Below are 17,206 nucleotides of genomic sequence, written 5' to 3' on the forward strand. Positions count from 1 at the left end.
GTTTTCTTGCAGGGTCATCCGGGCTTGACCGCGGTGTATTCGGAGAAGACGCCGAGCTCGACATGGCGCTGCACGTCGCGGAAGCCGGCGGCGCGCAGCGCCTCCATCACCTGCGCGGGCGGGATGCAGGCCTCGATCGTGTCCCAGTAGTAGCGCCAGAGCTCGGCCGTGTCGCTGCGCTTGCCGATGAAGCGCGCGATCAGCGGCACCACGGCGCGCATGTAGCCCTTGAGCAGTTGCGTGCCGAGCCGGCTCTCGGGCTTGCTGATCTCGAGCACGAGCACCCGGCCGCCCGGGCGCAGCACGCGGTGGAACTCGCCGAAGGCGGCCGCCACGTCGCTGATGTGGCGCAGCGCATAGCCCATGCTGAGGAAATCGCTGCTGGCGTCGGGCCGCGGCAGCGCCTCGGCCTTGCCCTCGACCAGTTCGACACCGGGCAGGTCGATCTGCTTCATCATGCCGGCGCTGGGGTCGACCCCGACCAGCCGGCCCGTCGGGCCGATCAGCGTCAGCGCCTCACGGGCGACCAGGCCGGTGCCGATGCCCACGTCGAGCACCTGCGCGCCGGCGGCCAGCCCGGCGCGTTTGAGGGCGCTGCGGCGGTACCAGGGGCCCGAGCCGAAGGCCAGCACGCGCTCGATGCGGTCGTAGTCGGGCGCGGTGTCGTCGAAGATGCGACGCAGGAAAGCCTGGTGCTCGTCCTCGTCTCCGTAGTAGAGCGGCAGCGGCGCATGCGGGGGCAGCAGGGCCGCGTCGGCGGGCACGGGGGAGGGTGAGGGCGTCATCGGCGGATTATGACCAAAAGCGTTTCGCGCGCCATCGCATGTGCGGCAGGAGCGCGGACAGTAAACTCGCAGCTGCTTTGACAACACACGACAGCGAGAGAGAAAGCCATGGCCGGACACAGCAAATGGGCGAATATTCAGCATCGGAAAGGCCGGCAGGACGAAAAACGGGGCAAGCTCTGGACCCGTGCCATCCGTGAAATCACCGTGGCCGCGCGCGCCGGCGGCGGCGACCTGAGCGCCAACCCGCGGCTGCGGCTGGCGGTCGAAAAGGCCAAGGCGGTCAACCTGCCGATCGACACCATCAAGCGCAACATCGACAAGGCCACCGGCAACCTCGAAGGCGTGAACTACGAGGAAATCCGCTACGAGGGCTACGGCATCGGCGGCGCGGCGATCATCGTCGACACCATGACCGACAACCGCGTGCGCACCGTGGCCGAAGTCCGCCACGCCTTTTCCAAGTACGGCGGCAACATGGGCACCGAGAACTCGGTGTCCTTCCAGTTCAAGCATTGCGGCCAGTTCGTGTTCGGGCCCGGCACCGACGAGGACAAGGTCATGGAAGTGGCGCTCGAAGCCGGCGCCGAGGACGTGCTGACCGACGAAGACGGCGCCATCGAGGTGCTGACCGCGGTCGCCGATTTCGAAGCCGTGAAGAACGCGCTCGAGGCCGCCGGCCTGAAGCCCGAGATCGCCGAAGTGACGATGCGGGCCGAAAACACCATCGAACTGGCGGGCGAGGAGGGCGCGAAGATGCAGAAACTGCTGGACGTGCTCGAGGACCTGGACGATGTCCAGGACGTGTTCCACAACGCGGCCATTTCAGAATGAAAGTTCTAGTCATCGGCGGCGGCGGCCGCGAACATGCACTCGCCTGGCGCCTCGCGCACTCTGAGCGCGTGTCCAAGCTCTACGTGGCACCGGGCAATGGCGGCACCGCCACCGACCGGCGTTTCGAAACCATCGACATCACCGACCCGGTGGCGCTGCGCCAATGGGCCCAGCAGGAAAAGATCGCGCTGACCGTGGTCGGCCCCGAGGGCCCGCTGGCGGCCGGCGTGGTCGACGAGTTCCGCGCGCACGGCCTGCGCATCTTCGGCCCGACCCAGGCCGCGGCGCAGCTGGAAAGCTCCAAGGCCTTCTCCAAGGCCTTCATGCAGCGCCACAAGATCCCGACGGCCGAGTACCAGGCCTTCACCGACGCCGCGCTGGCCCATGCCTACATCGACGCCAAGGGCGCGCCGATCGTGGTCAAGGCCGACGGCCTGGCCGCCGGCAAGGGCGTGGTGGTGGCCATGACGGCCGCCGAGGCGCACGAGGCGGTCGACTTCATGCTGGTCGACAACAAGTTCGGCGTGGCCCACAACGACGGCGGCGCGCGCGTCGTGATCGAGGAATTCCTGCAGGGCGAGGAAGCCAGCTTCATCGTGCTGTGCGACGGCAAGAACGTCACGGCCCTGGCCACCAGCCAGGACCACAAGCGCCTGCTCGACGGCGACGAGGGCCCGAACACCGGCGGCATGGGCGCCTATTCGCCCGCGCCCGTGGTCACGGCCGAGGTGCATGCGCGCGCGATGCGCGAGATCATCCTGCCGACCATCCGCGGCATGGAAAAGGACGGCATCCCCTTCACCGGCTTCCTCTATGCGGGCCTGATGATCGACGGCGCGGGCCGGCCCAAGACGCTGGAATTCAACTGCCGCATGGGCGACCCGGAGACGCAGCCGATCATGATGCGGCTCAAGTCCGACCTGTTCGAGGTCTTCTGGCACGCGACCGACGGCACGCTCGACCAGGTCGAGCTGCAATGGGACCGCCGCGTGGCGCTGGGCGTGGTGCTCGCGGCCCACGGCTACCCGCTGTCGCCGCGCAAGGGAGACCGCATCGACGGCATCCCCGCCGAGACGCCCGATGCCATGGTGTTCCATGCGGGCACCACGCTGGACAACGGCGAACTCAAGACCAGCGGCGGCCGTGTGCTCTGCGTGACGGTGCTGGCCGACAACGTGAAGCTGGCGCAGCAGCGGGTCTACGAAGTGGCGGCGCAGGTGCGCTTCAGCGGCGTGCAGTACCGCCGGGACATCGGCTACCGCGCGCTGCAGGCGCGCAACAGCTGATGCAGGCCGATCCGGCGGCGGTCGGCGACTACCTGCGCGGGCTGCAGCAGCGCATCGTGGGCGCGGTCGAGGCCGCCGATGGCGGCGTGGCCGTGCGCGATGCCTGGGAAAAGGCGCCCGGCGAGCCCTTGCAGGGCCGGGGCCTGACCTGCATCCTCGAAGGCGGCGAACTGTTCGAGCGCGCGGGCTGCGGTTTTTCCGAAGTGCGCGGCCCGAAGCTGCCGCCCTCGGCCACGCAGCACCGGCCCGAGCTGGCCGGCGCGCCTTTCGAAGCCATGGGCGTGTCGCTGGTGTTCCACCCGCGCAACCCCTATGTGCCCACCGTGCACATGAACGTCCGCATGCTGGCCGCCTTGCCCGAAGGCGGCGCGCCGGTCTGCTGGTTCGGCGGCGGCATCGACCTGACGCCGTACTACGGCTTCGAGGACGACGCGGTGCATTTCCACCGCAGCTGCCGCGATGCGCTCGCGCCCTTCGGCGAGGACAAGTACCCGCGCTTCAAGACCTGGTGCGACGACTATTTCTTCCTGAAGCATCGCAACGAGCAGCGCGGCGTGGGCGGCATCTTCTTCGACGATTTCTCCGAACTGGGCTTCGAGGACAGCTTCGCGATGCTGCGCGCGGTGGGCGATGCCTTCCTGCCGGCCTACATGCCGATCGTCGAGCGCCGGCGCGGCACCGCCTACGGCGAGCGCGAGCGGGCCTTCCAGCTCTACCGCCGGGGCCGCTACGCCGAGTTCAACCTGGTCTGGGACCGCGGCACGCACTTCGGCCTGCAGTCGGGCGGCCGCACCGAGTCGATCCTGCTGTCGATGCCGCCGCTGGCGAGCTGGGCCTACCGCCAGGTGCCCGATCCGGGCACGCCCGAGGCCGCGCTCTACAGCGATTTCATCGTGCGGCGCGAATGGCTGTGACGGCCGTCCCGCGCATCGGCGTCTTCGGCGGGGCCTTCGATCCACCGCACAACACCCACGTGGCGCTGGCCTCGGCGGCGCTGACGCAGCTGGGCCTGGCCGAACTGCGCGTCTTCCCCACGGGCGACGCCTGGCACAAGGCGCGCACCCTCAGCCCGGCGGCCGACCGGCTGGCGATGGCGCGCCTGGCCTTCGGCAGCCTGCCGCGCGTGGTGGTCGATGCGCGCGAAACGCTGCGCACCGGCCCCACCTACACGCTCGACACGCTGCGCGAACTGCGGCGCGAATTCCCGGGCGCCCAGCCCGTGCTGATCATGGGCAGCGACCAGGCCGCGGCCCTGCCGCAATGGCACGGCTGGCGGGAGATCCTGGGCATTGCTATTGTTTCCATAGCTGAGCGGTTAGAATCCGCCGGCTCCGATGGATCTGCAACCCGCTTCGATCCGCGGACGCTGCCCGGCCTTCCGGCCGATGCGCGCTTCGAAACCCTCGAATTGCCCCCGGCCGACACCAGTGCCACCGACATCCGCGCCCGTGCCGCACGCGGCGAGGACGTCGGCGCGCTGGTTCCCGCCGCCGTTGCGCGCTATATTGACCAACACCACCTCTACGCCCCTGCCTGATGACCACTGAAGCCGCCGCCAAGAAAGACACCCAGAAACTCCAGCGAGCCATCGTCGACGGGCTCGAAGACGTCAAGGCGCAGGACATCCAGGTTTTCGACACCGAGCATCTGTCACCGCTGTTCGAGCGCGTGATCGTCGCCTCGGGCACCTCGAACCGCCAGACCAAGGCGCTGGCCGCCAGCGTGCGCGATGCGGTGCGCGAAGCGGGCTTTCCCAAGCCGCGCGTCGAGGGTGAAGGCAACGGCGAGTGGATCATCGTGGACTGCGGCGCCGCGGTCGCGCACATCATGCAGCCGGCGATCCGCCAGTACTACCACCTCGAGGAAATCTGGGGCGACAAGCCGGTGCGCACCAAGCTGGGCGCCGCCAAGCCGGCCGCCGCGGTGAGCGAGGAAGCCGAGGAGAAGAAGAAGCCCGCGCCCGCCAAGACGCTGCGCCGCGCCAGCGCCGCCAAGACCGCGATCCGCGCGGCCGAGCAGGCGGCCAAGGCCGAGAAGGAAAAGGCCAAGCCCGCACGCAAGACCGCGAGCCGCAAGACGACCGGCGACGCCGCGGCCCCGGCCAAGAAGATCCCGGTGAAGAAGATCGGCAAGCCGCCGGCGAAGAAGGCCGCCGCCAAGAAGGCACCGGCCAAGGCGCCCGCGCGCAAGACCGCTCCGCGCAGCAAATGAAGCTGCTGGTGGTCGCGGTCGGGCAACGCATGCCCGACTGGGCGCAGACCGCCTGGGACGACTACGCCAAGCGCTTCCCGCCCGAGATCAAGCTCGAGCTGCGCGCCGTCAAGACCGAGCCGCGCGGCTCCAAGACCCTCGAGACGCTCTACGCCGCCGAGCGCGAGCGCATCGAGGCCGCCATCGCGCGCGGCATGCGCATCGTGGTGCTCGACGAACGCGGCACCGCGCTCACCACCAAGGCCCTGGCCACGCGGCTGCGCACCTGGCAGGAGGAGAGCGACGACGTCGCACTCGTGATCGGCGGCCCCGACGGGCTCGACCCGGCCTTCAAGGCCGCGGCCCACGAACGCATCCGGCTGTCCGACCTGACGCTGCCGCACGCCATGGCGCGCGTGCTGCTGGTCGAGCAGCTCTACCGTGCCTGGTCGGTCAACGCCGGCCATCCCTACCATCGCGAATGAGCGTGGCGCCCGACGTGCTTCCGGCACGCCCGCAGCGCCGTGCGGAAGTGATCGAATGAGCGACGCCTTTCTCTACCTCGCCTCCCAAAGCCCGCGCCGCGCCCAGTTGCTGGGCCAGCTCGGCGTGCGCCATGAACTGCTGCTGGCCGCGCCCGACGAGGACGCCGAAGCGCTCGAAGCCGTGCGGCCGGGCGAATCGCCCACCGCCTATGTGCAGCGCGTGACCGCCCTCAAGCTCGATGCGGCCGTGGCGCGGCACCGCCGCCTGGGCCTGCCGGGCGCGCCCATCCTCTGCGCCGACACCACGGTCGCGCTGGGCCGCGACATCCTGGGCAAGCCCGCGGACGCCAGGGATGCCGAGCGCATGCTGGCCCGCCTGGCCGGCACCACCCATCGCGTGCTCACGGCGGTCGCGGTGCAGAAGGGCCGCGGGCGGCATGCGGCGCTCAACGTGTCGCGGGTGCGCTTCGCGCCCATGACGCGCGCGCAGATCGCGCGCTACGTCGCCAGCGGCGAGCCGCTGGACAAGGCCGGGGCCTATGGCATCCAGGGCGCGGCCGCGGCCTTCGTCGAGCACATCGGCGGCTCCTATTCGGGCATCATGGGGCTGCCCATGTTCGAGACCGCCGCGCTGCTGCGCAGCGTCGGCCTGCTCAAAAGCTAACCATGACGCTGCCTTTCCCGATCTCCATCTTCATGCCAGGGCCGCCGCAGATCCGGCTCTGCCGGTCTGCCAGCGGCGCCCCCGGAAGGGGGAGGGCGAAGCGACACGCAGTGCGCGAAGCCTGGGGGAGAGCCTGACATGCAGGATATTTTGATCAATTGGTCGCCGCAGGAGACCCGCGTCGCGCTGGTCGAGCACGGCGCGGTGCAGGAGCTGCACATCGAGCGCACGCTGGAGCGTGGCCTGGTCGGCAACGTCTACCTGGGCAAGGTCTCGCGCGTGCTGCCCGGCATGCAGTCGGCCTTCATCGACATCGGCCTGGAGCGCACCGCCTTCCTGCACGTGGCCGACATCGTGGCGCCATTCACGCCCGGCTCGCGCCCCAGCGCGCAGCTGCCCGAACGCGACCACCGCGGCGGCACGATGGTGCCGATCGAGAAACAGGTGTTCGAAGGCCAGTCGCTGCTGGTCCAGGTGATCAAGGACCCGATCGGCACCAAGGGTGCGCGGCTGTCGACGCAGATCAGCATCGCCGGGCGCCTGCTGGTCTTCCTGCCGCAGGACAACCATGTGGGCGTGTCGCAGAAGATCCCGGTCGACCAGCGCGAGAAGCTGCGCGCCCGCATGCAGGCCCTGATCGACGCCGCGGCCGCGGCCGACAGCGGGGGCGTGGTGCCGGCCAACACCGGCGGCTTCATCCTGCGCACCAACGGCGAGGACTCGAGCGACGCCGAACTGGCCGAGGACATCGCCTACCTGCGCAAGACCTGGTCGCGCATCCGCGAGCTCTCGGGCAAGCTGCCCGCGATGTCGTTGCTGCACCAGGACCTGAGCCTGCTGCAGCGCGTGCTGCGCGACATGACGGGCGAGGACACCCAGACCATCCGCATCGACTCGCGCGAGCAGTTCGAGTCGATGCGCAAGTTCGGCCTCGAGTTCATGCCCCAGGCCGCGGACAAGCTGCAGCACTACAAGGGCGAGCGGCCGATCTTCGACCTGTATTCGGTCGACGAGGAGATCGCCAAGGCCCTGGGCCGGCGCGTGGACCTCAAGTCGGGCGGCTACCTGGTGGTCGACCAGACCGAGGCGCTGACCACGGTCGACGTCAACACCGGCGGCTTCGTCGGCGCGCGCAATTTCGACGACACCATCTTCAAGACCAACCTCGAGGCGGCCCAGGCCATCGCGCGGCAGTTGCGGCTGCGCAACCTGGGCGGCATCGTGATCGTCGACTTCATCGACATGGGGCGCGACGAGCACCGCGAGCAGGTGCTGGCCGAGTTCCGCAAGCAGCTGGCGCGCGACCGCGTGAAGACCAGCGCGGGCGGCTTCTCGCCGCTGGGCCTGGTCGAGATGACGCGCAAGCGCACGCGCGAATCGCTGGCCCACATGCTGTGCGAACCCTGCGCGGCCTGCGGCGGCCAGGGCATCGTCAAGACGGCCCGCAGCGCGGCCTATGACGTGATGCGCGAGATCCTGCGCGAGGCGCGCCAGTTCACGCCGCGCGAATTCCGCGTCGTGGCCGCGCCGCAGGTGATCGAGCTGCTGCTCGACGAGGAGAGCCAGCACCTGGCCAGCCTCAGCGACTTCATCGGCAAGACGATCTCGCTGCAGTCGGAGCCGGCGATGGGGCAGGGCCAGTTCGACATCGTCTTGCTGTGACCACCCCGGTGGCGGCTCGCTTCGTGTAGCCGCCATCCGCTCAAGGGGCCACACCGGCGGCTCGGCGAAGCCGGTTCCGCGGTGTTTCACGAACGGGCGTGGCTTCGCCCGCCGCGGGGTCAGATCGTCGGCGTTTGACCGGGCGGGGTGGTGCTGACCGCGCGCGTCTGCAGTCGCGCATACAGGCCATCGAGCGCCATGAGCTGCGCGTGGCTGCCCTGTTCCGCGATGCGCCCCTGCTCCATCACGACGATGCGGTCGGCGTGCTGGATGGTCGAGAGGCGGTGCGCGACGATCAGCGTGGTGCGGCCCTGCATCAGGCGCTGCAGGGCTTCCTGCACCAGGCGCTCGGAACCGGTGTCGAGCGCGGAGGTGGCTTCGTCGAGCAGCAGGATGGGCGCGTCCTTGTAGAGCGCGCGGGCGATGGCCAGGCGCTGACGCTGGCCGCCCGAGAGCTGGGTCGCGTTGTGGCCCAGCACGGTGTCGATGCCGTTCGGCAGTCCCGCGACATGCTCGCTCAGGTTGGCGGCGGCCACGCAATGGGCGACGCGCTCGCGGTCGATCTCGGCGCCCAGTGCGACGTTGGCCGCCAGGGTGTCGTTGAACATCACCACGTCCTGGCTCACCATCGCGAACTGCGTGCGCAGGCTGCTCAGTTGCCATGCGTCGAGGTCCTGCCCGTCGAGCAGCACCTGCCCGCCGGTGGGCAGCACGAAACGCGGCAGCAGGTTGACCAGCGTGGTCTTGCCCGAGCCCGAGGGGCCGACGAAGGCCACGATCTCGCCGGGCGCGATCGACAGGTCGATGCCGTCGAGCGCGGCCGCTTCCTCCTCGCCGCGGTAGCGCACCTGCACCTTGCGCAGCTCGATCCGGCCTTCGGCGCGCGGCACGGCATGGCTGCCGCCGGTCTCGGAGGCCACCTCGTCGATCAGGGTCACGCCGCGCTCCAGCGCCGCCAGGCCGCGCGTGATCGGGTTGGCCATGTCGGCCAGCCGGCGGATCGGCGCGATCAGCATCAGCATGGCGGTGATGTAGGCCACGAAGCCGCCCACGGTCAGCGCCTGTTCGTTGCTCTGCCACAGCGCGATCATCACCACCACCGACAGCGCCACCGACGCCAGCAGCTGGGTCAGCGGCGTCATCGCCGCCGAGGCGATGGTCGACTTCACGGCCAGCCGGTTCAGCGTGCGGCTCAGGTGTTCGAAGCGCGTGGTCTGGTCGGCCTGGGCGCCGTGCAGCCGCACCATGCGATGCGCGAGCACGTTCTCTTCCACCACGTAGGCCAGGTCGTCGGTCGCGGTCTGGCCCAGGCGCGTGAGGTGGTACAGGCGCTTGGAGAGCACCTTCATGATCCAGGCCACGCCGGGCACCAGCACGCCCACGATCAGCGTGAGCTTCCAGTTGAGGTAGACCAGGTAGAAGAGCAGGGCGATCAAGGTGAAGCCGTCGCGCGTGAGGCCCAGCAGCGCCTGCACCAGCAGCATCGAGCCGGTCTGCACCTCGTAAACCACGGTGTTCGACAGCGCACTGGCCGACTGGCGCGAGAACAGCGCCAGTTCGGCCGTGAGCAGGCGCTCGAACAGCACGCGGCGCAGCCGCTGCATGCCGTCGTTGGCGATGCGCGCCAGCGCATACTGCGAAACGAACTGGGCCAGTCCGCGCACCGCGAACAGCAGGATGATCGCGGCCGGCACGGTCCACAGCGCCAGCTGGCCGCGGCTGAAGCCTCGGTCGAGCAAGGGCTTGAGAAGGGCCGGCATCAGGGGTTCGGTGAGGGCGGCCAGGATGGCGGCCCCGATGGCCAGGGACCACCAGCGGCGCGAGCCCCCGAACCAGCTCATCAGTCGGGCGAGGCGTCGCGTCAAGGGGGGACGCACGGTGTCACCGGTAGGGGAAGGCTGCATGGCGGCGGATTCTACGGGCGCGCTCCATGGCAACTTTTTTGTAGGAGCAAGCAGATGGCTTGCCACGATTCCCGAGGAATGGCCGCGCAATGTGTACCATCGCGGTTTGCCGATGCCCGGTAGAAACCCTCGGTGAAACTTTGTCGCCGAAAACCTCTCCGAACTGCATGAAAAAGCTGCTGCCCGTTCCCGCCTTGCCTCCTTCTTCATCATTCAACGCCCGTCGCACCCTGGTCGCGGCCCTGGCTGCCTCCCCCCTGATCCCCGCCTTGGCCCAGTTCCGGGTCGAGGTGTCGGGCGTGGGCCTGACGCAGCTGCCGATCGCGCTGGTGCCCTTCAAGGGCCAGGACGCCTCGCCGCAGAAGATCTCCACCATCGTGCAGGCCGACCTCGAACGCAGCGGCCAGTTCCGCGGCGTCGATGCCTCGGGCCAGGCGCTCGACGAGGCCTCGCGGCCCGACCTGACGCTGTGGCGCCAGCGCACGGCCGACTCGCTGGTGGTGGGCAGCGTGAGCAAGCTCGCCGACGGCCGCTTCGACGTGCGCTTCCGCCTATGGGACGTGGTGCGCGGCCAGGACCTGGGCGGCCAGAGCTACACCGTGCCCCAGGGCGACCTGCGGCTCGCCTCGCACCGCATCGCCGACTACGTCTATGAGAAGCTGACCGGCGAGAAGGGCATCTTCTCGACCCGCATCGCCTACGTGACCAAGGGCGGCAACCGCTACAACCTCTGGGTGGCCGATGCCGACGGCGAGAACGCCCAGGCGGCGCTGGCCAGCCCCGAGCCCATCATCTCGCCCGTCTGGTCGTCCAACGGCACGCAACTGGCCTACGTGTCCTTCGAGTCGCGCAAGCCGGTGGTCTACGTGCACAACGTCTCGAGCGGCCAACGCCGCCTGCTGGCCAACTTCCGCGGCTCCAACAGCGCGCCGGCCTGGGCGCCCGACGGCAACTCGCTGGCCGTCACGCTGAGCCGCGACGGCGGTTCGCAGCTCTACACGATCCCGGCGGGCGGCGGCGAGCCGCGCCGGCTCACGCAGAGCAACAGCATCGACACCGAGCCGGTGTTCTCGGCCGATGGCAGCACGATCTATTTCGTGAGCGACCGCGGCGGCGCACCGCAGATCTACAAGATGGGCGCCAGCGGGGGCACGCCGACGCGCGTCACCTTCAGCGGCACTTACAACATTTCACCTTCTGTCAGCGGAGATGGCCGGTGGTTGGCCTACATTTCCCGCGTAGGCGGCGCCTTCAAACTCCACGTGATGGAGTTGGCGACCGGCAACGTGACAGCCATCACCGACACCTCGGCCGACGAGAGCCCGAGCTTTGCCCCCAACAGCAAACTCATCGTCTATGCAACGCAGCTGCAAGGCCGCGAAGCACTGATGACGACCACCCTGGACGGGAAGATCAAGGCGCGGCTCGCCGGTCAGGCAGGCGACATCCGGGAACCGGACTGGGGTCCGTTCCAAAAGCAATGATTCACTTGAGGAGTTCGAAATGTTGAAACGTACGCTCTATTCGCTGGCCATCGTGGCCCTGATCGCTGGTTGCTCTTCGGGCACGAAGCTCAACGACACCCCCGTGGTGGACAGCACCGGTGGCACCGGCCAAGGCTCCGGCAGTGGCGGCGCCGCCAGCGGTGTGGCGCCTGTGACCATCGATCCGAACGCGCAGAACGCGGCCGGCCCGGTCGGTGTCGCACGCATCATCTACTTCGATTACGACAGCTACACGGTCAAGCCCGACTACCAGGCGCTGATCGACGGCCATGCCCGCTTCCTGAAGGCCAACGCGCAGCGCCGCATCTCGATCGAAGGTCATACCGACGAACGTGGCGGCCGCGAGTACAACCTGGCACTGGGCCAGAAGCGCTCGGAAGCCGTGCGTCGCGCGCTGAACCTGCTGGGTGTCAACGACAACCAGATCGAGGCCGTGAGCTTCGGCAAGGAAAAGCCCGCTGCACAAGGTTCCGGTGAGTCGGTCTGGGCGCAGAACCGCCGCGCCGAGATCACCTACCGTTGATGATGCGCAGTCGTCTTGGCTTGCGCAGCGCGGCACTGGCTGCCGCGCTGGTCTTCATGTCCGTCGGCGCCAACGCGGCCCTGTTCGAGGATGACGAGGCGCGCCGCGCCATCCTCGACCTGCGCCAGCGGGTGGAAGCCATGCGCACGCAGACCGACCAGCGGCTCACCGAGGACAACGCGCAACTGCGCCGCAGCCTGCTCGACCTGCAGAACCAGATCGAGGCCATGCGCGGCGACATGCAGCGCATGACCGGGCAGAACGAGCAGCTGGCACGCACCGTGTCCGAACTCCAGCAACGCCAGACCGACATCGACGATCGCATCAAGAAGAGCGAACCGTCGAAGGTCGCGGTCGACGGCCGCGAGTTCACGGCCGATCCGCGCGAGAAGGCCGACTTCGATGCGGCGCTGGGCGTGTTCCGCGGCGGGCAGTTCGCCCAGGCGCAGACCGCCTTCGCCGAGTTCGTGAAGCGCTATCCGCAGAGCGGCTACAACCCCTCGGCGCTGTTCTGGCTGGGCAACGCCCAGTACGCCACCCGCAACTACAACGAAGCGATCGCCAATTTCCGTTCGATGCTGTCGCTGGCACCCGACCATGCGAAGGCCCCCGAGGCCGTGCTGTCGATCGCCAATTGCCAGATCGAGCTCAAGGACACGCGCGCCGCACGGCGCACGCTGGAAGACCTGACCAAGGCCTACCCGCAGTCCGAAGCCGCGCAAGCGGGCCGCGAGCGGCTGTCGCGCCTGAAGTAGGGCGGACGGCTGCGCATGGACCACGCCGAGCCCGTGCTCGCCCCGGTGGACGAGGTCGATGCGGCGCGCCGTTTCGGCGGGCTCGAGCGCCTCTATGGCGTGCCGGGCGCGCGCCGCATCCGTGAGGCGCATGTGCTGGTGGCCGGCATCGGCGGCGTGGGGTCCTGGACCGTCGAGGCCCTGGCCCGCAGCGGCGTCGGGCGGCTCACGCTGGTCGACCTCGACCACATCGCCGAGTCCAACATCAATCGCCAGATCCATGCACTGGCCTCGACCGTCGGCCAGGCCAAGGTGACGGCGATGCGCGAGCGCATCGCGCAGATCAACCCGGCCTGCGAGGTGCTGGCGATCGACGACTTCGTCGAGCCCGACAACTGGCTCCGGCTGGTGGCGGCCGCCGAGCAGGCCGGCGGCCCCTTGAGTGCCGTCATCGACGCCTGCGACCAGGTGCGCGCCAAGGTGGCGATGGCCGCCTGGGCACGCGCCACGCGCACGCCCTTCGTCACGGTCGGTGCGGCCGGCGGCAAACGCCATGCGCACCGGGTCGAGATCGAGGACCTGTCGCTGACCACGCACGACCCCTTGCTGGCCCAGTTGCGCAACCGCCTGCGCAAGGAGCACGGCGCGCCGCGGGACGGCAAGAAGATCGGCGTGGCCTGCGTCTTCAGCCGCGAGAGCGTGGCGCCCCCCGATGCCTCCTGCGCGATCGTCGATGGCGACGGCTCGCTCAACTGCCATGGCTACGGTTCGGTGGTCAGCGTGACCGCGACTTTCGGTCAATGTGCAGCCGGTTGGGTGATGGACAAAATCGCCTCGAAGCTCGCGCTATAATCGCAGGCTTTGCTGGACACGAAGCCTGCAAAAACACCAAGATCGATGCGAATCGATCCGGGACGTTAGCTCAGTTGGTAGAGCAGCGGACTTTTAATCCGTTTGTCGTGGGTTCGACCCCCGCACGTCCCACCAATTTCCTCTCGAGGTGCACGAAAGCCCACTGTCTTTGGACAGTGGGCTTTTTTGTTGTTTCCGCCTCTCCCTCCAGCAGCCATGGGCGTCACGCGGAGCGCCGCGACGGCTTGCATTTGAGTTCGACGACAGTGCTGCGACTTTTGGCAGGCCGGTGACTTCAGCGTCGGTCGGAAGAGGGTGCGTGCGGCTGCATCATGGGCACGGGACGGGGCGGTGGCATCAATTCGAAGGCTCGCCGGAGGTCCAGCAGGGCGGCCTCCACCTCGTCGAAGAGCGGGGGGATCTCATGGGGCTCCAGCGCCGGATGGCCCGGCGACCCGCGCAGAAAGTGCGAGAGTTTCTCGGCGCGGGCCTCCCACTCGACGGCGGATACACGTTGCTCGAAGCTCAGCTTCTTGTTGCGCGATGGCATGGCAACTCCTTCCTGGAAAACTCGGCAAGCTTCGTGAAGTTTTCAACCTTAGGCCCAGACTATCTGGATAAATCTACTATCACGGCCCTTTTTGACGTGTTAGGAAAATCCCGATGAGATGGCTGGCTTCGGCGCGCCCACTCGCGCCCTGCCGGTGGCGCGCCTCGGCTCAGCGGATCCCGGGCTGGGGCGCTTGCGGGTAGCTCACGGTGTTCAGCAGCACGATCAGCTCGGAAATCCGGCCTTCGCACAGCCTGAAATAGTTCGTCAGCACGATCGGGTCCGGCAAGCCCGTCTTGTCGAAGTCGCCATCGTTCCGGAGGCGCACGATGTATGTGTCACCGTGGCGGTAGGCGCCGACCAGTTCGACACGGACGTTGTCGCCGAAGATCTCCCTCTCGGCCCAGCGGGAGATGGCTTCGCGCCCGACCCACTCGCGGCGCGCGTCGTTGAGAAGTGCATCCGGCGTGAAGGTCGCGACGAAGGCTGCGAGGTCCGGTGTGTTGTGGGCCTCGATGTGATCGAGGATCACCGAAGGAAGGGATCGGGCGATGTCTTGCATGACGAGGAAGGCTCCATGGCGATTGATGTGGGCCTTCAGAATAGGCAGCCAGACCACCCGTTTCTGTCAGGAGTCCCGCATGGCCGCATGCAGGCGCTCGAGCAGGGCCCCGCGCCGCTCGAGATAGCGGCCGCGCTCGACGGCGGACACGATGCGGTCCAGGCGGAAGGTCCGGAAGTCCTCCCGGAGTTCGCACCACGCGCCGACCACGCGGGCCTGTTCCATGAAGCCGACCGAGACGGGCCAGATCACCCGCTCCGTGTGCTCGCCCAGTCCGTCGGCGTAGACGATGGCGAGCTTGCATTGGGCGCGGATCGCGGTCCGCATGAAGTGCACGGTGACCGGCCCCTGGGCCTGGCGGGCCACCGGTCCGGGCATGGCCACAGGCTCATCGAAAGCGGCGATGCGCCGCGTTTCCGGCAGGATCGCTGCGATCTTGGCGCGCGTCGAGCGCACGGCGTCGCAGAGCACCTCGTCGCCGCGCTGGCTCACATACTGCAGGCCGAGCAGGATGGCCTCCGCCTCCTGGGCTTCGAGCATCAGCGGCGGCAGAAAGTAGCCTGCGCCCAGCATGTAACCGACGCCGGCCTCGCCCTTGATCGGCGCCCCTTGCGCCACCAGGGTGGCAATGTCCCGATAGACCGTGCGCTCCGAGATCCCCAGCGCGTGCGCGATCGCCGCCGAGGTGATCGGGATTCTTCGACCTTGGAGCAGTTGAAGAAGGCTGAGCAGGCGGCTGGAGCGTGACATGCTCGAAGTCTCTCACCGATGTCGGCGACCCCGGGGGCGCGGTTGCCGCGGCCCGCATGCCGCGACTGCCGGTGGGCTCAGGCGCTCTTGTCGCTGGAAGGTTCGGCGGCCGGCGTCGTCTCGATCTCGGTCTCCGCCGCCAGCCAGTCCTCGACATCGTGGCCAGGCTCGGCGCCGCGCTTCTCGTAGCGCGCATAGGCGGCCTGCCGGATGCGCGCTTCCCGGTCGGCCGGCCCGGGCTCCCCGGACCGGACGTCTTCGTCAAGCGGGGTGATGGCTTCGGCCGCGCCCGGCACCTTGCGTTCTTCGCTCATGGGCTTCTCCTGGAGTGGAAGCAAAACCCTATGCGTGTGCCCGAAAGATGCAAGAGGAGGGCGCGCCGCCTTGGGCGCGGCACGCACGGGCGCGCCTCGACGCGGCAGGCGCGCGCAATTCCTACAGCCTCCACGGCTTCGATGGATGTAGCGTGAGCCTTCCACAAGGAGACAGACGCCATGCGATGGACGATCGACCCTCACGCGCAGCGAAGGTGCATTGATGCCGACCCCCGACAAGCTCGGTGAAGCCTACGAGGCCTGGAAGCGGGCGAACGACGAGCATGCCGACATGTGCGCAGCGTCACTTCAGGGGCCGCGCTCGACGCCGAGGCGATGACGCTGAAGCTCGGCGAACTCGATGTGCTGCACGCCACCTGGATGGACATGGTGATGCGGCGCGACGGGACACCCTAGTGGCCGCGCCCGACACCCCAGGCCATCCCTTCGACGCGATGGACGAGTTCCGGCACGAAGGCTGGGTGTTCCTGTGCGGCGCCGAACAGTTGCCGGACGGCAGCTTTCACGCGACGGTGCGCTACCGCGCGCCGCCCAACCACGCGATCCGCACGCTCCAGTTCGATGCGCAGCGCTTTGCCGCGGCCTCGGAGGCGGTGCTGCGGGCCCGGGAGTTGGCGGTGCAGTGGGTCGCGCAGCGCTCCGGTGACGGGCGTGGCGAAGGCTAGCTGAGGGCCTGCCGGAATGGGCGCCGCGCAGCCCGCCTCGTCCAAGGCATTGGCTTTCTCCCACAACAAAGCCGCCGTGGGCTGACACGCTCCTTGCGCCGGCCGGCGCAGAGTCGCGCTTTTCACACCGCCTCGGAGCCCCCACATGCAGCGTTTCACGGACAAGGTCGTCATCGTCACGGGGGCCGGCAGCGGCATCGGGGAGGCCACCGCCAGGCGTTTCTCGCAGGAAGGCGCCAGCGTGGTCCTGGCCGGCGACGAGCGGGCCAAGCTCGATCGCGTGGCGCAGGACCTCCCGCCCGAGCGAACGCTGGTCAAGCTGACCGACGTGTCCAAGTTCCGGCAGGTGCAGGCGCTGGTGGAGGCCACCGTCAAGCGCTTCGGCGGGCTGCATGTGCTGTTCAACAACGCCGGCATCGCGGTCGACGGCAGCGTCACCGAGGCGCCGCTGGACGGCTGGGACCGGATCATGGCGGTCAACGCGGGCGGCGTGTTCCACGGCTGCCGCGCGGCCATGCCGCACCTGATCGAGAGCAAGGGCTGCATCGTGAACACCGGCTCGGTCTCGGGCCTGGGCGGCGACTGGGGCATGGCGCTCTACAACGCCTCCAAGGGCGCGATCGTGAACCTCACCAAGGCGCTGGCGCTCGACCATGGGAAGGACGGCGTGCGCGTCAACGCCGTCTGCCCCAGCCTCACCTTCACGCCCATGACCGCGGACATGAAGAAGGACCGCAAGCTGATGGCGAAATTCCGCGAGCGCATTCCGCTGGGCCGCGGCGCCGACCCGTCGGAGATCGCGGCCGTGGTGGCCTTCCTGGCCAGCGACGACGCCAGCTTCGTCTCCGGCGTGGCCTTGCCGGTCGATGGCGGCCTGAGCGCTTCCAACGGCCAGCCCAACATGGCCTGAGCCCGCGTCG

At 68.7% G+C, this 17,206-nt stretch carries 21 protein-coding genes and 1 tRNA gene; 16 read left to right on the forward strand and 6 right to left on the reverse strand.

Annotation, left to right across the window (positions count from 1 at the left end):
• Positions 1-14: 14 nt before the first annotated feature.
• The gene (locus tag QTI20_RS07910; protein WP_286548638.1) at positions 15-785 is read right to left on the reverse strand and encodes a class I SAM-dependent methyltransferase; all 771 of its coding nucleotides are present in this window, start codon (positions 783-785) and stop codon (positions 15-17) included.
• A gap of 108 nt (positions 786-893) precedes the next feature.
• Between QTI20_RS07910 and QTI20_RS07915 the strand changes: the two genes are divergently transcribed.
• The 8 genes from QTI20_RS07915 to rng all read left to right on the forward strand — a co-directional run bounded on the left by QTI20_RS07915 (position 894) and on the right by rng (position 7,906).
• The gene (locus QTI20_RS07915; RefSeq protein WP_286548637.1) at positions 894-1,619 is read left to right on the forward strand and encodes a YebC/PmpR family DNA-binding transcriptional regulator; all 726 of its coding nucleotides are present in this window, start codon (positions 894-896) and stop codon (positions 1,617-1,619) included.
• On the forward strand, positions 1,616-2,905 hold the full coding sequence (gene purD / locus QTI20_RS07920; RefSeq protein ID WP_286548635.1) for a phosphoribosylamine--glycine ligase: 1,290 nt from the start codon (positions 1,616-1,618) through the stop codon (positions 2,903-2,905). Before QTI20_RS07915 ends, purD begins: the two co-directional genes overlap by 4 nt.
• Positions 2,902-3,819, forward strand: coding sequence for an oxygen-dependent coproporphyrinogen oxidase (gene hemF / locus QTI20_RS07925; RefSeq protein ID WP_286550972.1), 918 nt, complete (start codon positions 2,902-2,904; stop codon positions 3,817-3,819). The genes purD and hemF overlap by 4 nt, the downstream gene beginning before the upstream one ends.
• Positions 3,810-4,442: a nicotinate (nicotinamide) nucleotide adenylyltransferase gene (gene nadD / locus QTI20_RS07930; protein WP_286548634.1), complete on the forward strand. Its 633-nt coding sequence runs from the start codon at positions 3,810-3,812 to the stop codon at positions 4,440-4,442. Before hemF ends, nadD begins: the two co-directional genes overlap by 10 nt.
• Positions 4,442-5,116, forward strand: a complete 675-nt coding sequence (gene rsfS, locus QTI20_RS07935) for a ribosome silencing factor (RefSeq protein ID WP_286548633.1) — start codon at positions 4,442-4,444, stop codon at positions 5,114-5,116. Before nadD ends, rsfS begins: the two co-directional genes overlap by 1 nt.
• The gene (gene rlmH / locus QTI20_RS07940) at positions 5,113-5,580 is read left to right on the forward strand and encodes a 23S rRNA (pseudouridine(1915)-N(3))-methyltransferase RlmH (protein WP_183026820.1); all 468 of its coding nucleotides are present in this window, start codon (positions 5,113-5,115) and stop codon (positions 5,578-5,580) included. Before rsfS ends, rlmH begins: the two co-directional genes overlap by 4 nt.
• A 55-nt stretch (positions 5,581-5,635) precedes the next feature.
• Entirely contained in the window at positions 5,636-6,244 is a 609-nt protein-coding gene (locus tag QTI20_RS07945) for a Maf family protein (RefSeq protein WP_286548631.1), read from the forward strand.
• A 138-nt stretch (positions 6,245-6,382) separates the two neighbouring features.
• Complete coding sequence (gene rng, locus QTI20_RS07950) at positions 6,383-7,906, forward strand: ribonuclease G (protein WP_286548629.1); 1,524 nt, start codon at positions 6,383-6,385, stop codon at positions 7,904-7,906.
• Between the two features lie 119 nt (positions 7,907-8,025).
• On the opposite strand, the gene msbA is transcribed toward rng, so the two are convergent.
• Positions 8,026-9,810 carry a lipid A export permease/ATP-binding protein MsbA gene (gene msbA, locus QTI20_RS07955; RefSeq protein WP_286548628.1) on the reverse strand — a complete coding sequence of 595 codons (1,785 nt, stop codon included), beginning with the start codon at positions 9,808-9,810 and terminating at the stop codon, positions 8,026-8,028.
• Between the two features lie 167 nt (positions 9,811-9,977).
• Here msbA and tolB point away from each other — a divergent pair, with 167 nt between their 5' ends.
• From tolB to QTI20_RS07980, 5 genes are all read left to right on the forward strand, one after another.
• A complete protein-coding gene (gene tolB, locus QTI20_RS07960; RefSeq protein WP_503011354.1) occupies positions 9,978-11,294 on the forward strand; it encodes a Tol-Pal system beta propeller repeat protein TolB in 1,317 nt (438 codons plus the stop codon).
• Positions 11,295-11,313: 19 nt separating this feature from the next.
• The gene (gene pal, locus QTI20_RS07965) at positions 11,314-11,838 is read left to right on the forward strand and encodes a peptidoglycan-associated lipoprotein Pal (protein ID WP_286548627.1); all 525 of its coding nucleotides are present in this window, start codon (positions 11,314-11,316) and stop codon (positions 11,836-11,838) included.
• Complete coding sequence (ybgF, locus tag QTI20_RS07970; protein ID WP_503011353.1) at positions 11,838-12,593, forward strand: tol-pal system protein YbgF; 756 nt, start codon at positions 11,838-11,840, stop codon at positions 12,591-12,593. The genes pal and ybgF overlap by 1 nt, the downstream gene beginning before the upstream one ends.
• 15 nt (positions 12,594-12,608) lie before the next feature.
• The gene (locus QTI20_RS07975) at positions 12,609-13,424 is read left to right on the forward strand and encodes a tRNA threonylcarbamoyladenosine dehydratase (RefSeq protein ID WP_286548625.1); all 816 of its coding nucleotides are present in this window, start codon (positions 12,609-12,611) and stop codon (positions 13,422-13,424) included.
• A 59-nt stretch (positions 13,425-13,483) separates the two neighbouring features.
• Positions 13,484-13,559: transfer RNA gene (locus QTI20_RS07980), tRNA-Lys, on the forward strand.
• A 160-nt stretch (positions 13,560-13,719) separates the two neighbouring features.
• Here the strand turns inward: QTI20_RS07980 and QTI20_RS07985 are convergent.
• The 4 genes from QTI20_RS07985 to QTI20_RS08000 form a co-directional block, all read right to left on the reverse strand.
• Complete coding sequence (locus QTI20_RS07985) at positions 13,720-13,974, reverse strand: hypothetical protein (protein WP_286548624.1); 255 nt, start codon at positions 13,972-13,974, stop codon at positions 13,720-13,722.
• A gap of 169 nt (positions 13,975-14,143) precedes the next feature.
• A complete protein-coding gene (locus QTI20_RS07990; RefSeq protein WP_286548623.1) occupies positions 14,144-14,536 on the reverse strand; it encodes a nuclear transport factor 2 family protein in 393 nt (130 codons plus the stop codon).
• Between the two features lie 66 nt (positions 14,537-14,602).
• The gene (locus tag QTI20_RS07995) at positions 14,603-15,286 is read right to left on the reverse strand and encodes a helix-turn-helix transcriptional regulator (protein WP_286548621.1); all 684 of its coding nucleotides are present in this window, start codon (positions 15,284-15,286) and stop codon (positions 14,603-14,605) included.
• A 77-nt stretch (positions 15,287-15,363) separates the two neighbouring features.
• Complete coding sequence (locus tag QTI20_RS08000; RefSeq protein WP_286548620.1) at positions 15,364-15,600, reverse strand: DUF2934 domain-containing protein; 237 nt, start codon at positions 15,598-15,600, stop codon at positions 15,364-15,366.
• Positions 15,601-15,894: 294 nt separating this feature from the next.
• Between QTI20_RS08000 and QTI20_RS08005 the strand changes: the two genes are divergently transcribed.
• The 3 genes from QTI20_RS08005 to budC all read left to right on the forward strand — a co-directional run bounded on the left by QTI20_RS08005 (position 15,895) and on the right by budC (position 17,196).
• Positions 15,895-16,017 carry a hypothetical protein gene (locus tag QTI20_RS08005; RefSeq protein WP_286548618.1) on the forward strand — a complete coding sequence of 41 codons (123 nt, stop codon included), beginning with the start codon at positions 15,895-15,897 and terminating at the stop codon, positions 16,015-16,017.
• Positions 16,017-16,286, forward strand: coding sequence for a hypothetical protein (locus QTI20_RS08010; protein WP_286548616.1), 270 nt, complete (start codon positions 16,017-16,019; stop codon positions 16,284-16,286). The genes QTI20_RS08005 and QTI20_RS08010 overlap by 1 nt, the downstream gene beginning before the upstream one ends.
• 145 nt (positions 16,287-16,431) lie before the next feature.
• The gene (gene budC, locus QTI20_RS08015) at positions 16,432-17,196 is read left to right on the forward strand and encodes a meso-2,3-butanediol dehydrogenase (RefSeq protein WP_286548615.1); all 765 of its coding nucleotides are present in this window, start codon (positions 16,432-16,434) and stop codon (positions 17,194-17,196) included.
• The last annotated feature ends 10 nt before the right edge of the window (positions 17,197-17,206 follow it).

The organism is Variovorax sp. J2P1-31, from assembly GCF_030317215.1.
In the GTDB taxonomy this organism is placed as follows: Bacteria; Pseudomonadota; Gammaproteobacteria; order Burkholderiales; family Burkholderiaceae_C; genus Variovorax.

Excerpts from the sequence above, each read along its gene's own strand:
- QTI20_RS07910 (WP_286548638.1), bottom strand. The coding sequence starts at position 785 with ATGACGCCCTCACCCTCCCCCGTGCCCGCCGACGCGGCCCTGCTGCCC.
- QTI20_RS07915 (WP_286548637.1), top strand. The coding sequence starts at position 894 with ATGGCCGGACACAGCAAATGGGCGAATATTCAGCATCGGAAAGGCCGG.
- purD (WP_286548635.1), top strand. The coding sequence starts at position 1,616 with ATGAAAGTTCTAGTCATCGGCGGCGGCGGCCGCGAACATGCACTCGCC.
- nadD (WP_286548634.1), top strand. The coding sequence starts at position 3,810 with ATGGCTGTGACGGCCGTCCCGCGCATCGGCGTCTTCGGCGGGGCCTTC.
- rsfS (WP_286548633.1), top strand. The coding sequence starts at position 4,442 with ATGACCACTGAAGCCGCCGCCAAGAAAGACACCCAGAAACTCCAGCGA.
- rlmH (WP_183026820.1), top strand. The coding sequence starts at position 5,113 with ATGAAGCTGCTGGTGGTCGCGGTCGGGCAACGCATGCCCGACTGGGCG.
- QTI20_RS07945 (WP_286548631.1), top strand. The coding sequence starts at position 5,636 with ATGAGCGACGCCTTTCTCTACCTCGCCTCCCAAAGCCCGCGCCGCGCC.
- rng (WP_286548629.1), top strand. The coding sequence starts at position 6,383 with ATGCAGGATATTTTGATCAATTGGTCGCCGCAGGAGACCCGCGTCGCG.
- msbA (WP_286548628.1), bottom strand. The coding sequence starts at position 9,810 with ATGCAGCCTTCCCCTACCGGTGACACCGTGCGTCCCCCCTTGACGCGA.
- tolB (WP_503011354.1), top strand. The coding sequence starts at position 9,978 with ATGAAAAAGCTGCTGCCCGTTCCCGCCTTGCCTCCTTCTTCATCATTC.
- pal (WP_286548627.1), top strand. The coding sequence starts at position 11,314 with ATGTTGAAACGTACGCTCTATTCGCTGGCCATCGTGGCCCTGATCGCT.
- ybgF (WP_503011353.1), top strand. The coding sequence starts at position 11,838 with ATGATGCGCAGTCGTCTTGGCTTGCGCAGCGCGGCACTGGCTGCCGCG.
- QTI20_RS07975 (WP_286548625.1), top strand. The coding sequence starts at position 12,609 with ATGGACCACGCCGAGCCCGTGCTCGCCCCGGTGGACGAGGTCGATGCG.
- QTI20_RS07985 (WP_286548624.1), bottom strand. The coding sequence starts at position 13,974 with ATGCCATCGCGCAACAAGAAGCTGAGCTTCGAGCAACGTGTATCCGCC.
- QTI20_RS07990 (WP_286548623.1), bottom strand. The coding sequence starts at position 14,536 with ATGCAAGACATCGCCCGATCCCTTCCTTCGGTGATCCTCGATCACATC.
- QTI20_RS07995 (WP_286548621.1), bottom strand. The coding sequence starts at position 15,286 with ATGTCACGCTCCAGCCGCCTGCTCAGCCTTCTTCAACTGCTCCAAGGT.
- QTI20_RS08000 (WP_286548620.1), bottom strand. The coding sequence starts at position 15,600 with ATGAGCGAAGAACGCAAGGTGCCGGGCGCGGCCGAAGCCATCACCCCG.
- budC (WP_286548615.1), top strand. The coding sequence starts at position 16,432 with ATGCAGCGTTTCACGGACAAGGTCGTCATCGTCACGGGGGCCGGCAGC.